Source organism: Microvirga sp. Mcv34 (assembly GCF_024519725.1).
GTDB lineage: Bacteria > Pseudomonadota > Alphaproteobacteria > Rhizobiales > Beijerinckiaceae > Microvirga.
In genome coordinates this window covers 1-13,980 of record NZ_JALJRK010000010.1, presented here as the reverse complement: position 1 = coordinate 13,980, position 13,980 = coordinate 1, and the positions used below count along the sequence as shown (strand labels likewise).

The 13,980-nt window shown below is 65.3% G+C and carries 13 protein-coding genes and 1 tRNA gene; 7 read left to right on the top strand and 7 right to left on the bottom strand.

The genetic code is table 11. From position 1 onward, the window contains the following. Positions 1 to 88: 88 nt before the first annotated feature. Positions 89 to 1,249 carry a cystathionine gamma-synthase gene (locus OC446_RS08110; RefSeq protein WP_262028537.1) on the bottom strand — a complete coding sequence of 387 codons (1,161 nt, stop codon included), beginning with the start codon at positions 1,247 to 1,249 and terminating at the stop codon, positions 89 to 91. Further along, on the bottom strand, positions 1,249 to 2,622 hold the full coding sequence (locus tag OC446_RS08105; protein ID WP_262028536.1) for a cystathionine beta-synthase: 1,374 nt from the start codon (positions 2,620 to 2,622) through the stop codon (positions 1,249 to 1,251). The genes OC446_RS08110 and OC446_RS08105 overlap by 1 nt, the downstream gene beginning before the upstream one ends. Positions 2,623 to 2,998: 376 nt before the next feature. Here OC446_RS08105 and msuE point away from each other — a divergent pair, with 376 nt between their 5' ends. Further along, positions 2,999 to 3,583, top strand: a complete 585-nt coding sequence (gene msuE, locus OC446_RS08100; protein ID WP_262028535.1) for an FMN reductase — start codon at positions 2,999 to 3,001, stop codon at positions 3,581 to 3,583. 42 nt (positions 3,584 to 3,625) lie between these two features. On the opposite strand, the gene OC446_RS08095 is transcribed toward msuE, so the two are convergent. Next, a complete protein-coding gene (locus OC446_RS08095; RefSeq protein ID WP_262028534.1) occupies positions 3,626 to 3,931 on the bottom strand; it encodes a hypothetical protein in 306 nt (101 codons plus the stop codon). Between the two features lie 231 nt (positions 3,932 to 4,162). Between OC446_RS08095 and galE the strand changes: the two genes are divergently transcribed. The 6 genes from galE to tyrS all read left to right on the top strand — a co-directional run bounded on the left by galE (position 4,163) and on the right by tyrS (position 11,583). Further along, entirely contained in the window at positions 4,163 to 5,155 is a 993-nt protein-coding gene (gene galE / locus OC446_RS08090; RefSeq protein ID WP_262028533.1) for a UDP-glucose 4-epimerase GalE, read from the top strand. Positions 5,156 to 5,273: 118 nt separating this feature from the next. Then, positions 5,274 to 5,816 carry a DoxX family protein gene (locus OC446_RS08085; protein ID WP_262028532.1) on the top strand — a complete coding sequence of 181 codons (543 nt, stop codon included), beginning with the start codon at positions 5,274 to 5,276 and terminating at the stop codon, positions 5,814 to 5,816. A gap of 149 nt (positions 5,817 to 5,965) precedes the next feature. Continuing rightward, positions 5,966 to 7,057: a LolA family protein gene (locus OC446_RS08080; RefSeq protein WP_262028531.1), complete on the top strand. Its 1,092-nt coding sequence runs from the start codon at positions 5,966 to 5,968 to the stop codon at positions 7,055 to 7,057. Between the two features lie 127 nt (positions 7,058 to 7,184). Then, complete coding sequence (locus tag OC446_RS08075) at positions 7,185 to 8,159, top strand: phosphoribosylaminoimidazolesuccinocarboxamide synthase (RefSeq protein WP_262028530.1); 975 nt, start codon at positions 7,185 to 7,187, stop codon at positions 8,157 to 8,159. A gap of 45 nt (positions 8,160 to 8,204) precedes the next feature. Beyond that, positions 8,205 to 9,236 carry a hypothetical protein gene (locus OC446_RS08070; protein WP_262028529.1) on the top strand — a complete coding sequence of 344 codons (1,032 nt, stop codon included), beginning with the start codon at positions 8,205 to 8,207 and terminating at the stop codon, positions 9,234 to 9,236. Positions 9,237 to 10,329: 1,093 nt separating this feature from the next. After that, positions 10,330 to 11,583 carry a tyrosine--tRNA ligase gene (gene tyrS, locus OC446_RS08065; protein WP_262028528.1) on the top strand — a complete coding sequence of 418 codons (1,254 nt, stop codon included), beginning with the start codon at positions 10,330 to 10,332 and terminating at the stop codon, positions 11,581 to 11,583. Between the two features lie 66 nt (positions 11,584 to 11,649). On the opposite strand, the gene OC446_RS08060 is transcribed toward tyrS, so the two are convergent. From OC446_RS08060 to OC446_RS08045, 4 genes are all read right to left on the bottom strand, one after another. Then, positions 11,650 to 11,735, bottom strand: a tRNA-Leu gene (locus OC446_RS08060). A 65-nt stretch (positions 11,736 to 11,800) separates the two neighbouring features. Next, complete coding sequence (locus tag OC446_RS08055) at positions 11,801 to 12,988, bottom strand: FAD-dependent oxidoreductase (RefSeq protein ID WP_262028527.1); 1,188 nt, start codon at positions 12,986 to 12,988, stop codon at positions 11,801 to 11,803. A gap of 10 nt (positions 12,989 to 12,998) precedes the next feature. Then, entirely contained in the window at positions 12,999 to 13,262 is a 264-nt protein-coding gene (locus OC446_RS08050; RefSeq protein WP_009489367.1) for a zinc-finger domain-containing protein, read from the bottom strand. 307 nt (positions 13,263 to 13,569) lie between these two features. Beyond that, complete coding sequence (locus tag OC446_RS08045) at positions 13,570 to 13,833, bottom strand: hypothetical protein (protein ID WP_262028526.1); 264 nt, start codon at positions 13,831 to 13,833, stop codon at positions 13,570 to 13,572. Positions 13,834 to 13,980 lie beyond the last annotated feature (147 nt).

Sequence of the window (13,980 nt, the reverse complement as noted above, 5' to 3'; positions counted from 1 at the left end):
CACTATTCCGATCGAGATCACCGGGACTGATCCCCGGATCAAGTCCGGGGACGGTGATGATGAGGAGGACGCTCGTTCTGGACTATGCTCAGGCGAGAGCGGAACGCAGGTCGTCGATCAGGTCGTCCGCATCCTCGATGCCGACCGACAGGCGCACGAGGCCGTCGTCGATGCCGAGTTCGGCGCGGACTTCCGCCGGTACTGAGGCGTGGGTCATGATCGCCGGATGCTCGATCAGGCTTTCCACGCCCCCTAAGCTCTCCGCCAGGGTGAAGAGCTGGCAGCGTTCCAGGAATCGCGTCGCGCCGTCGAGCCCGCCCGCGATCCGAGCCGTGATGATACCGCCGAAGCCGCGCATCTGGCGCTTGGCCAGCTCATGCTGCGGATGCGAGGCGAGGCCCGGATAGATCACGCCGTCCACGCCCGGATGGGATTCGAGGAACTGGGCGATCTTGAGCGCAGAATTGCAGTGGCGTTCCATGCGCAGGGACAGGGTCTTGAGGCCGCGCAGAGCCAGGAAGCTGTCGAAGGGACCGGACACGGAGCCGACCGCGTTCTGCAGGAAGGCGATCTTCTCGCGGATCTCCTGGTTCTGGCCGACGATCACCACGCCGCCGACCATGTCGGAATGGCCGTTGAGGTATTTCGTGGTGGAATGCACCACGATGTCGAAGCCGAATTCGAGCGGGCGCTGCACCCACGGGCTGGCGAAGGTGTTGTCGGCCACGAGCCAGGTGCCGTGCCCGCGGGTCGCCGCGGCGATTGCTTCGAGATCGGCGAGCTTCAGGAGCGGATTGGTGGGCGTCTCGACCCAGACGAGCTTGGTGTTGGGGCGCAGGGCCGCCTTCACGGCATCGGGGTTGCCGAGATCGACATAGGTGATGTCGAGCCCGGCCGACTTCCGGCGCACGCGCTCGAACAGGCGGCGGGTGCCGCCGTAGAGATCGTCGGACGCGACGATGTGGGAGCCATGGTCCAGCATGTCGAGCACGGTGGCGCTCGCCGCCAGGCCGGACGAGAAGGCGAAGGCCGCGCTGCCGCCTTCCAGATCCGCGATGCAGCGCTCGAAGGCCATGCGGGTCGGGTTCTGCGAGCGGGCATATTCGAAGCCCTTATGAACACCGGGGCTCTCCTGCGCGAAGGTCGATGTCGCGTAGATCGGCATCATCACGGCGCCCGTGGTCGGGTCCGGCGACTGGCCTGCATGGATGCAGCGGGTGGAGAAATCGAGCTGGTTGCGCGCGGTCATCAGGGGTGAATCCGGAAGTAGTTGATGAGGTCGATGCGGGTCGCGAGGCCGACGAAGGAATCGCCGTCCATGATCACCGGCACGAGGCCGGCGGCGAAGAGGGGCAGAAGCTCCTTGACCGGAGCATCGGCGGAGATGGTCCGAAGGCGCGTCACCATTACGTCGCGCACCGGCTTGTCGAAAACGCTCTGGGGAGCGCCCTCGTTGGCGACGAGCGCATCGAGGATATCGCTCTCGTCGACGAGGCCGACCACGCGGCCGTCCTCGATCACCGGCAGCTGCGAGACGTCGGAGGAGCGCATGCGGGCGAAGACGGAGCGCAGGGTTTCGCTCGGCGAGACGAAGATGGTCGCGCCCTCGCCGAAAGGATTGATCACCACGTCGCGGGCGGTGCCGGTGGTCTTGCGGTCGAGCCAGCCCTCCTGCGCGATGAAGGCATCGTTGAACACCTTCGACAGGTACTTGGCGCCCGTGTCGCAGACGAGGGTGACGACCCGCTTCGGTTCGGTCTGCTCGCGGCAATAGCGCAGGGCGGCGGCCAGGAGCGTGCCGGATGAGGATCCGGCCAGGATGCCCTCCCGGCGCAGGAGCTCGCGCGCCGCCGAGAAGCTTTCCTTGTCGCCGATCGAATAGGCCTTCTTGACCAGCGAGAGGTCGCAGTTCGGCGGCACGAAGTCTTCGCCGATGCCTTCGACCGCCCAGGAGCCGGCCTCCGTCATCTCGCCCGTCTCGACGAGCGGGGCGAGGATCGAGCCTGCCGGATCGGCCAGCACCATGACGGTCTTGGGGGAGGTCTTCCGGAGATAGCGCCCGATGCCCGTGAGGGTGCCGCCCGAGCCGACGCCGACCACGACGGCATCCACGTCGCCATCCATCCCTTCCAGGATCTCGGGTCCGGTGCTCGCCTCGTGGGCTGCCGGGTTGGCCGGGTTCTCGAACTGGTTGATGTAGACGGCACCCGGTGTCCTGTTCGTGATCGCCTGGGCGAGGTCCTGGTAATAATCCGGGTGGCCCTTGCCCACGTCGGAACGGGTGATCACGACCTCGGCGCCAAGGGCCTTGGCGTGCAGGACCTTCTCGCGGGACATCTTGTCCGGCACCACGAGGATCGTGCGGTAGCCCTTGCTGGCGCCGACCAGGGCCAGTCCAACGCCCGTATTGCCCGCCGTCGCCTCGATGATGGTGCCGCCCGGCTTCAGGCGCCCGTCGGCTTCCGCGGCCTCGATCATGGCGCGGGCCGGCCGGTCCTTGATGGAGCCGCTCGGGTTGGCGCTCTCAAGCTTGAGGAAAAGCCTGCAGGGACCGGTGTCCAGGCTCGTCAGCTCGACGAGAGGAGTTTTCCCGATCAGGTCCAAGGCTCCATGAGCGGCCATTGTGCATCTTTCTGATGTGGAATAAAATATTTGTTTCTTTTTGAATGTGAAACAAGATCGTCCTTACAGATACTTCGGCGCATTGTCACCTGCCGTTCTCCTTCTCAACGGCCATCTAATACCTTTGGTCCCCGTGACTTCGCGCAGGCTACGCCGGTCTCGCCCGTTGCCCGTCTCCGACAAACGTGATCTCCGCGCGCGCCTGAAAAGAGAAAATCCTTCTTTTCTGTTCGTTTAAAAGAACATTCGAATTGACAGAGCGGATTGTGCGGGAGAACCTCACTCAACTTCCATGGCAGGGGGCAGGCTGGAGGCGGGGCAATTCAGCCCGGCTCGGGAACGAAGCCTTGCTCCATCGCATCACAAAGGGTTCTCCATGGCACACCCTCGGATTGTCGGCATCGCCGGCAACTTTCGCCGTCCCTCGAAGACACGGTCTCTCGTTGAAGCCATCGGGGCCGAGGTCGCCCGGTCGCGGCCGGTCGATTTCATCACCCACGATCTCGTGGAGATCGGGGCGGGTCTCGGCGGCGCCTATTCGCGCACGCAATTGTCCCCGGAGGCCGCGCGCGTGATCAGGGACATCGAGACCGCCGACGCGTTGATCGTCGGAACGCCGGTCTTCAAGGGATCCTATACGGGCCTGTTCAAGCACCTGTTCGACCTCGTCGAGCCCGAGGCCCTCAAGGACGTGCCCGTCCTGCTGACGGCCACGGGCGGGGGCCTGCGCCATGCGCTCGTAGTCGAGCATTACCTGCGCCCGCTCTTCGGCTTCTTCGAGGCGCTCACCATCCCGACCGCCGTCTATGCGAGCGAGAGCAACTTCATCGACGGCACCCTCGTGGATGCCGCCGTACGCGAGCGGGCCTCGAAGGCCGCTGCGCAGCTATCGGCCGTCCTGGGCCAGCGCGTCGAGCCGGCCCGCAGCCCCGAGCCGATGCGGCTCGCGGCCGTGCGGTGAGACCGACGCGACCGGTACGGGAGGTCCGGATTCGACCTCCCGTCACTTGAGGAGATCGAAGAGCGGTCCCGAGCACTGGGCGACGAGGATCAGCAGAAGAATCCCGATGAACCAGAGCCAGGAGCCTTTCCGCTGCGGCTGAGCCGGGGCCGGCTGGGGCCCGGAGGGGCGTATGACGGGGGCGGGGGGAGTCGGCAGGCGCTCGATCAGTTCAGCCGAAGTGGCCGGGATGCTGCCGCCCATCCCGATGAACCTGAAGCCCACAGGGATGCCGCCGACGAAATCCACCTCGGCGGGCTGGATCCTGGCCTCGTAGCTGACCCACCAATATTCCCTGCGATCATCCATCCTGCACCCTCTCACCCGCACGCCGCTGGACTATCAGGTCCATCGGTAGGAGCTACCTTTGAGCCGTCACTCGTCTTCCGGACCGGCGCAAAGGTCGAGCCGGCGAAATGCCCGATACACTTTTCCGCGCGATGCCCTAGCCTTCCTGTCATCGGGATCGACTCGATCTAGAAACATTGAACGAATAAAGCCAGCATGGTTCACATGCGAGCTGGGCTTCCAGGAGATTTCATGAACGTTCTCGTCACAGGCGGAGCAGGATATATCGGCGGTCACATGGTGCTCGCGCTGCTGGACGCGGGCCATAATCCCATTGTGTTCGATAATCTCTCGACCGGTTTCCGCTGGTCGGTGCCCGAAGGGGTGCCTCTTGTGGTCGGCGATGTGGGTGATTTCGAGCTGGTCCTCCGGACGCTTCAACATTATCGGATCGACGCAATCGCCCATTTCGCCGCCAAGCTGATCGTTCCGGAATCCGTCACCGACCCGCTGGGCTACTACCTGAACAACACTGTCAAAAGCCGGGCCCTCATGGCGGCAGCTGTCGCCGCCGGCATCAAGAAGTTCGTGTTCTCGTCCACGGCAGCCGTCTATGGCGACACCTCCGATAAGCCCATCGACGAGAATGCTCCCCTGGGGCCTCTCTCGCCGTACGGCAGCTCCAAGCAGCTGACCGAGATCATGCTGCGCGACGTCGCTGCGGCTCATGACATGCGCTACGTAGTCCTGCGCTACTTCAACGTGGCGGGCGCCGATCCGCTCATGCGTCATGGCCAGTCGACGGCGAACGCCACTCACCTGATCAAGGTGGCCGTGCAGACGGCGCTCGGCATGCGCTCCCATATGGAGGTCTACGGCACGGATTATCCGACGCCGGACGGGACCTGCATTCGCGACTACATCCATGTGAGCGACCTGATCGCAGCCCATATGCAGGCGCTGACCCATCTCGACCAGGGTGGCGAGAGCCTCGTCATGAATTGCGGCTACGGGCACGGCTATTCCGTATCCGAGGTCATCGAGACCGTGCGGAAGGTCTCCGGCAAGCCCGTGGAGGCGCGGATCGGACCGCGCCGGGCTGGCGATCCGGTGAGCATCGTGGCGGATTCGACCCGGATCCGGTCGAAGCTCGGCTGGGAACCCCGGCACGACGATCTCGCCACGATCGTGGATCACTCCCTGCGTTGGGAAAGCATGCTCCGGGAACGGAACCTGAAGCTCTGAAGTCCGGCGAATTACCGGCTCCCGCTAAGGGCAGGTTAAGAACCTATCCCTCAAATGCTCGTCAGGCGCCGGGACGATTCTCAGCGCCCGAGACATTGGCGAGCTGGAGGGCTAGGGCATGGGTGAGGGCAGGGGCGCGGGCATCAATGGAATTCTCCTGCTGAACCGCCTGCTGCTGGCAGGCTGCTTTCTGCCGGTCGCCATCGGGCGCCTGTCCAATATCTCCGGACTTGCCGCCGCGCTGACCCTGAAAGGCATGCCTTACGGAGACGTGGTGGCGACCCTGATCGTCCTGGCCGAGGTGTTCGGGCCCCTGGCCCTCATCTTCGGCTTCGCGCCGCGCCTGAGTGTCTCCGTTCTCATCGCAGCTCTGGTGATCACGACAGGGACCATGCACCGCTTCTGGGACTATGGCGGTTTGAACCGTCAGGCCGAGCAGGCGATCTTCCTGTCCCATCTCGGCGTTCTCGCCGGTCTCCTCTTCTACGGCCTGATGGGCCCCGGTGACTGGAGCTGGCAGGGCTGGTGGAGAGGGCTGAGCGCCAAGGCGAAGCCTGCCAAGGGCAAGAGGAAGCAACCCTCTCGCCCCCGGACACCCAAGCCCCGGCCTGCGCCCGCCCGTCCCGTGGCGGACGAGGACGAGCTGGCGGATGCTGCGTAAGAGCTGGAATGGTTATGGCTCTGGACGCGACTCGCTTTTACCTGCAAGGGTCCTGCCTTCATTCAGCCTCTTATCCAAGCCATAAAGCATTGCTGCGCCGGGCTTTTGCACACGGCCAACGGTGATTTTCTCAGGTTAGCTTTGGCGTCATGCTCCATTCGTCCTCGCGTTGCATTCTCGGTCTGGCTGTCGCCCTTGCGTGCCTTTCTCCCGCTGCTGCCCAACAGGCATCGGATCCGCTGACACGCTTCCTCGACGGCGTTTTCAAGCGGCCGACGGCCCCGGTCCAGAGCGCTCCTCAACAGGCGTCCCCACAAGCTGCACCGCAGGCGGCGCCCCCGGCTCCGGTCGCCCCGCGCGCCCAAGCTCAACCCCAGCCGGCTCCGAAGCCGAAAGCAACTGCCCAGAAGCCACAGACTCAGCCCCAGCGGGCCGCGAAACCGCAGCCCCAGGCCGCCCCTCAGACAGCGGCGAAGCCCGAGCCGCAACCAGCGCCGGCTCCCGCGAAAGTCGAGGCGAAACCGGCAGCGCCCGAGCCGCAGAAACCGGTTCCGGAAGCGCCCGTCCAGGCGTCGGCCGAACCGCCCAAGCCCGCCACGCCGCCTCCGGCCAAGGTGCCGGAGCCGCCCAAGCCTGCCCGCGCCACCCCGGCCCAGCCGGCCGCGCCCGCTCCGACGTCGGTCGCCGCGCCGTCCTCCCCAACGCCGACATCGCCGCCCGGCCCACGCACGCCCGAGGAGGCGCTCGACCGGGTCAATGCCTACTTCAACAGCATCGACGTGATGTCGGCCTATTTCGTTCAGAAGAACCCGAACGGCCAGCAGGCCGAAGGCACGCTCTCCATGCGCCGTCCGGGCCAGTTCCACTTCGCCTATTCTCCGCCGAGCACCCTCGAGGTGATCTCGGACGGACGCAACGTGGCGATCCGCGACAAGAAGCTCGGCACGAATGATGTCTATCCCGTCAGCCAAACACCCCTGAAGTTCCTGGTTCAGGACAATATCGACCTGTCGCGGGATACGAAGGTCCGCGACGTGCAGGTCGGGCGCGACGGGATGGTCACGGTCCGGTTCGACGACAGCGCCACCCTCGGCGGTACTTCGAAGATCACCCTGCGCTTCGACAGCCGCGCCAATGCTCTCAGGCAGTGGACCATCATCGACGCCCAGGGCTACGAGACCTCTGTGACCCTGTCGGGCCTCAACGCGACCTATCGCCGGGATGCGAGGGCGGGCCAGTAGGTAGCCGGCCGTTCCCGGGGAAAGTGGTGCTTTTCGGCGATTGAGGCCTAGCATGCATGGGATTTCGGTTTAGAACTCCGCCAGCACGCCGTCGGAGCACGGCCCCGAAAATCCTTGGCAGGTGAACATGGTGGATAAAGCAGCCCTTGGAGCCTATGCCGGTTACGTCCTTGAGGACGCGACCATCCCGGAACTGCCGAACCACTATCGCGGCAAGGTGCGTGACAATTACGACCTGCCGGACGGGCGTCGTATCATCATCGCGTCGGATCGCATCAGCGCCTTCGACCGCAACCTCGCGGCCATTCCTCTGAAAGGCCAGGTGCTGACACAGACCGCCAAGTTCTGGTTCGAAGCGACGGCCGAAATCTGCCCCAACCACGTGATCGAATATCCGGATCCGAACGTGCTGGTCGGCCGCAGACTCACGATCCTGCCCGTCGAGATCGTGGTTCGCGACTACCTCGCAGGCACGACCGGAACCTCGATCCTGTCCCTCTACAAGGCGGGACAGCGCGAGATGTACGGCATCCGCCTGCCCGACGGCATGCGGGACAACGAGAAGCTCCCGCAGACAATCATCACGCCCACCACCAAGGCCTTCGACGGCGGGCATGACGAGCCCCTGACCGCGCAGGAGATCGTAGACTGTGGGCTTCTCAGCGCGGAGCAGTGGCAGACTGTCTCCGACTACGCTCTCGCGCTCTTCGCGAAGGGCCGGGAGATCGCCCGGGAGCGCGGTCTCATCCTCGTCGATACGAAGTACGAGTTCGGCATCGACGAGACCGGCAAGATCATGATCGCCGACGAGATCCACACGCCGGACTCGAGCCGCTACTGGTTCCTAGACAGCTATCAAAGCCGCTTCGAGGCTGGCGAGCGGCCCGAGAGCTTCGACAAGGATTTCATCCGCACCTGGGTCGTGGCCCGCTGCGATCCCTACAAGGACGAGATCCCCGAGATCCCGCAGGATGTGGTGCTGGAGACCTCACGCGTCTATATCGATGCCTTCGAGCGCATCACCGGCCAGACCTTCCCGCTGCCAGCGAGAGACGTGCCGGTGCTGGAGCGCATACGCAGGAATCTGAAGGCCTATTTCTGATGGCCTGACGTCGAAACGTAAAGGGATGATCTGAATATCGAACCCATGACGAAAAGGGGCGCCGAGGCGCCCCTTTCAGATTCATGTGGCTTAGGATCAGCGCTTGCCGCCGCCGTTGCCACCGCGGCCGCCACCGTCCTGGCCGCCGTTTCCGTTGCCTCCACGGTCACCGCCGCCTTGGCCTCCGTTGCCGCCACCCTGACCGCCTCCGGAGTTCCCGCCCTTGCCACCGCCGCTGTTGCCACGGTCCCCACCGCCTTGGTTGCCGCCGCTATTGCCGCGATCACCTCCGCTATGGCCGCCATTGTTGCCACCGCGGTCACCGCCTTTGCCTCCGTCGCGGTCGCCACGCCCGCCATCGTTGCCTTTGCCGCCACCGTTGGATCCCTTATCTCCATCAGGTCCTTTGCCGCCGTGGCCTTGGCCTCCATTGCCGCCACGGTCACCGCCGTCACGGCCTTTTCCGCCCCGACCACCATGATCATCGCGATCCGGATTGCCGCCGTGGTCGCCGGACCAGCCGCCATCGTGACCGCCGCGACCGCCGCCGTCGTTTCCTTTCCCGCCGTGGTCTCTGCCGCCGCCACGATCACCGCCGTCACGGCCTTTGCCGCCACGGCCGCCGCCATGTCCATCGCGATCGGGTTTTCCGCCATGATCGCCGGACCAGCCGCCTCCGTGATGTCCGTCTTTGCCGCCATGATCATCTTTTCCGCCGTGATGATCGCCGTCACGGCCTTTTCCGCCGCGTCCACCGCCATGGCCGTCACGATCCGGCTTGCCGCCGTGATCGCCGGACCAACCACCGCCGTGGTGTCCATCCTTGCCGCCATGACCGTCCTTGCCGCCGCCATGGTGGCCGCCTCCATGATGTCCTCCTCCGTGGTGGCCACCGCCCGGGTTAGTACCGCCACCCGGGTTAGTACCGCCACCGGGATTCGTGCCGCCGCCAGGATCAGTTCCGCCGCCAGGGTTCGTGCCGCCACCGGGGTTCGTGCCACCGCCCGGGCTGGTTGTCCCGCCACCAGGATTGGTGCCGCTGCCCGGATTGGTCGTGCCGCCTCCCTGGTCTGGTGACGTTCCGCCGCCTGCACTGGGTCCCGTGCCGCCGATGGGGCTGGAACTACCGCCACCGGGCGACTGGCTGCCGCCGCCGCTCTGCGGCGGATTGTTGCTGCCTCCCGATCCACCACCCGAGGCCGGCGGATTGCTCGGACCGCCGGTGGTCGGGCCGGATGGCGATGATCCAGCGAGGCTGGCGCTGGCCTGCGGGCTTTCACCCCGGTCGCGATAGGTGTTGATGAGGCCGGGAGCGAATTGTGCGCTCGGAGCCGTGGGGCATTCCCACACTTGGCGCGGTCCGAGTAGACCGCGAATGGTGACGGGCCGGCAATATTGCTGGAACGAGGGAGCCACGTTCTCCGTGTAGACAGGCGCGGCGCCGGTGCTCCGGCTTGTCGCGGGCATCACCGCCCTCGTGTTCGCCGCTTTGGGACGTCTCACGCCTCTGGCTGCGGGCTGTCGTGCTTCCGCCGCAGTGTATGCTTCGTAGGAATTAGCGCGCGCAGTATTTCTCTTGGGATAATCAGCAGAGAATGCACTTGTGGAAGATAAGAGAGCGATAAGTCCAACGCATAGGCGAACAGACATGGTTTCTCCTGCTCATTGAAGTGTGTTTCGGATTTCATTCTTGAGCAGAGAACCGTTTTATTCCAGAATGAGTTCAGTATAGCTTGAGTCTATCTGGAGCTAATACGTAGGTAACGATTTTTATGTTTTGGTATATGGAGGTAAGCCTGTAATTTCGACAATGGTATTTGGGCGTAGGTCAACGCCATCGGGGTTAAGGCGATCGAAGGGAGCGAATTACTCCCTAAGGCTAGGATAAGACTCCGGAGCATTGCGCGGACCCGGCAATCGGTGCGACCCATGCTCTCGGCCGATCCAATGCCGAGAGCGCGAGCACACATTGACGTTCCCGCCGGATATTCATATGAATGCCCCATGATCACCGGTCGCACCCTTTTCAGGAACTATTTTACGCCGTCCCCATAGGGCGGCTCCGTTCGGTTGCGACCAGACGTTCGATGCCGCCGCTCTCCGGCGGCATCTTCATATGGTGATCAGGTCTCCGGGCAGCGGCTCCCGCCCATCCCGAGGAGACAAGACGATGAGCACCCCGAAATCTGAATTCCTGAACACGCTCACGGAGCGCGGTTTCATCCACCAATGCACGGATCTCGACGCCCTGGATGCGCGGCTGTCCGGCAATCCCGTGGCGGCCTATATCGGTTTCGACGCCACGGCCGACAGCCTGCATGTCGGCAGCCTCGTACAGATCATGGCCCTGCGCTGGCTTCAGAAGTCCGGACACAAGCCGGTCGTGCTCATCGGCGGCGGCACCACGCAGATCGGCGATCCGAGCTTCCGCGATGCGAGCAGGCCTCTGCTCGACGACGAGCAGATCGCCCGGAACGCTGCAGGGCTCAGGCAGGTGTTCTCCCGCTACCTCACTTTCGGCGACGGCCCGACGGACGCGGTGATGGTGGACAATGCCCTGTGGCTCGACCCGCTGCGGTACCTGCCGTTCCTGCGCGATTTTGGCACGCACTTCACGATCAACCGGATGCTGAGCTTCGACAGCGTGCGTCTGCGGCTGGATCGGGAGCAGCCGCTGACGCTGCTGGAGTTCAACTACATGGTCCTCCAGGCCTTCGACTTCCTGGAGCTGTCGCGCCACCACGGCTGCGTGCTGCAGATGGGCGGTTCCGATCAATGGGGCAACATCGTCAACGGCATCGAGCTCGCCCGCCGCATCGACCAGCGTCAGCTCTTCGGGCTGACGACGCCGCTGCTCACCACCTCCGCCGGCGCCAAGATGGGCAAGACGGCGAGCGGCGCCGTGTGGCTCAATGCCGAGAAGCTCAATGCCTACGAGTTCTGGCAGTTCTGGCGCAACACCGAGGACGACGACGTCGCGCGCTTCCTGCGCCTGTTCACGGAGCTGCCCCTCGACGAAGTGCATCGCCTGGGCCAACTGAAAGGCGCCGAGATCAACGAGGCGAAACGCGTTCTCGCCGATGAGGCGACCCGTCTCGCGCATGGCGAGGAAGCCGCCCGCAACGCCGCCGACACCGCCCGTCGCGCCTTCGAGGAAGGGGAGAACGCATCGGGACTTCCGAGTCTCGGTCTCTCGCGCTCGCAGCTCGAGACCGGCGTCACCCTTGCGCAGCTTCTGGTTCTTGCGGGCCTCTCGAGTTCGAAGAGCGAGGCGCGCCGTTTGGTGCTCAACAGCGGGGCGAGACTCAATGGGCAGGTGGTGCAGGATGCGGATGTGCGGGTTGGCGCTGCGGATCTCGTCGACGGAGTCCTGAAGCTGACGGCCGGCAAGAAGCGGCATGTGCTGGTTCGGGTCGATGCCTGAGCATTGACCCGCGCGACAGGCCCTTTCGCGGGTCCCGGCTTCCCGGGATCAGCTCTCGGTCTGTGATGGTGCGGACGGCGGGGGTCGAACCCGCACGGGCATAGCCCGAGGGATTTTAAGTCCCTTGCGTCTACCGGTTTCGCCACGTCCGCATCGCCATGACGGTTATCGGGCCGGGGGGCGGAGTGCAAGGGCGAATAGGTCTCCTCTCCCAGCGTTACGCAGGAATGCGGAAGCCGTAGAGCCAGTCGTAACGCTGGGTCATGCCCTCGGGGCCGAGATGGCGCATCACCTGATTGCGCCCGAAGCCGATGAGGCCGCCCGCATGGTAGATGCGCCCGTTCCTGCGGGCCTCGTTCTGCACCCGGCGGACCCGCGAGAGGCGCTGCGTCTCATAGACGGCCAGGGTCTGGACGACGTCCCGCCCGTCCTGGCGCAGAAGCACCGCGAGGGTGGCCGCATCCTCGATGGCGAGAGCCGCGCCCTGCGCCAGGAAGGGGAGGACCGGGTGGGCCGCGTCGCCGAGAAGGGCGATCCGGCCTTGGGCGAGGCGCCCGGCCGGATGGTCGAACAGGGACCAGCGCAGCCATTCCCGCGGCTGCGCCAGGAGGGTGCGCAGGGCAGGGGCGGCGGAGGCGTAATCCCTGAGAAGCTCGTCCCGGTCGCCCGGCGCGGCCCAGCCTTCCACGGGAGCGGGGCTCCTCTGGATGGCCACCACGTTGACGAGCCTGCCTCCGGCAATCGGATAATGCACCACATGGCCCCGCGAGCCGAGCCAGAGGCCGGTCTCGTCGCCCGCAAGTTCGGCCGGAGCCAGGCTCCGCTCGCATGTGGCGCGCCAGGCGATGGTGCCGCGAAAGGCCGGTGGCGTCCGGTCGCCCAGGGCCTGCCGCACTTTCGACCACACGCCGTCGGCCCCGATGACAAGGTCGGCCTCGATGGTCTCGCGCGCACCGCCGGCGGAGGTCCAGGTCAGGCCGGCGCGACCGGCCCCATCCGTCACCTCTTCGACGGTGCGGCCCATGACGAGCCGGATCGCCGGTTCGGACCGGACGGCGTCGAGGAGAATCGTCTGCAGGTCGGCCCGGTGCACGACCCAGTAGGGAGCCTCGAAGCGCTTGCGCATGAAGGCCCCGAGGGCGACCTGCCCGATGGGCTTGCCCGACCGGATGGCGCGCACGACGACCTGCTGCGGCTCGGTCACGACCCGGCGCAGGGCCGCGCCGAGGCCGAGCCCGAGCAGGATCCGGCTTGCATTGGGCGACAGCTGGAGCCCGGCGCCGACCTCGCTGAACCCGGTCCGGCGCTCCACGAGCGTGACAGCGTTGCCCTGACGGGCGAGCGCCAGGGCCGCCGTCAGCCCGCCGATTCCAGCGCCGACGATGGCAATGGAGAGGTTCTGCACTTAATGCAAATCAGCGCGAGGCGGGATCGGTGGCGAAATCGGGCTCCCACACGCATTCGGCCGGACGGGCCTCGTCGGCCTTCAGGGACGGGTCGTACTTGAACAGCGTCGAGCAATAGGAGCAGACGGTCTCGCTGTCATAGCCCATGTCGATGAAGATATGGGGATGGTCGAAGGGCGGCGTCGCCCCGATGCACATGAACTCCTTCGAGCCCACGTGAATGACGGGAACGCCCGGATCGTTGTGGAAGTGGGGTGTGCCTTTGTCAGCCATGGCCGTTGCTCTTGAGGGATGAAATTTGGGCGCACCATAATGGCCGAAGGGCCATGCGCCTAGAGCATTTTTCCGGAGGGGCAGGCGGTCTTGGGGCCTCGATCGTCCGGAGCCGCGCTTGCGCCGTGATTCCTGCATAGGCGGGGGATGATGGAGAAGCGTACATTGTCATCCCGGGGCGCCGCAGGCGAGCCCGGGATCCAGAGCCGCTGACGGCGCAGAGGGGGGGGCATAAGGGCGCCTTGGCTCTCCCTCCCGCCGTCGCGGCTCTGGATCCCCGCCTGCGCGGGGATGACAGGGTCAAGCGTCACCGCCGCCGTTCCTCCGCCTGGATCGAACGGTGCCGGTCGTGCCAGTACTCCCGGTATTCCTGCATCTGATCGCCCACGCCGAGCACGAAGGACCGGCGGTCCTCCAGATAGCAGGGCGGCCCGAAGCCGCCCTGGCACGAGCCCCTGCGCCGGCACAGGCTCCTGCGGCAGGTGACCGGCATCTGCAGCACGTCGGCGAGGCGGCGCAGGGTATCGTCGCAATCGGGCAGGTCGGACAGGATCGGATGAAAGCGTTTCATGGAATGATCTCTCGGCAATCGAACGGGACATGAAAGGGGACAACGCATGGGCCTTCGTCTCCGGGCTGCGAGAGCCCGGAGCTGGAAGGCAATCGAGGGTGGCGCGATGGGCAGCCCGGCTCGATCTCTAGTGGTGAATGTGAGAGC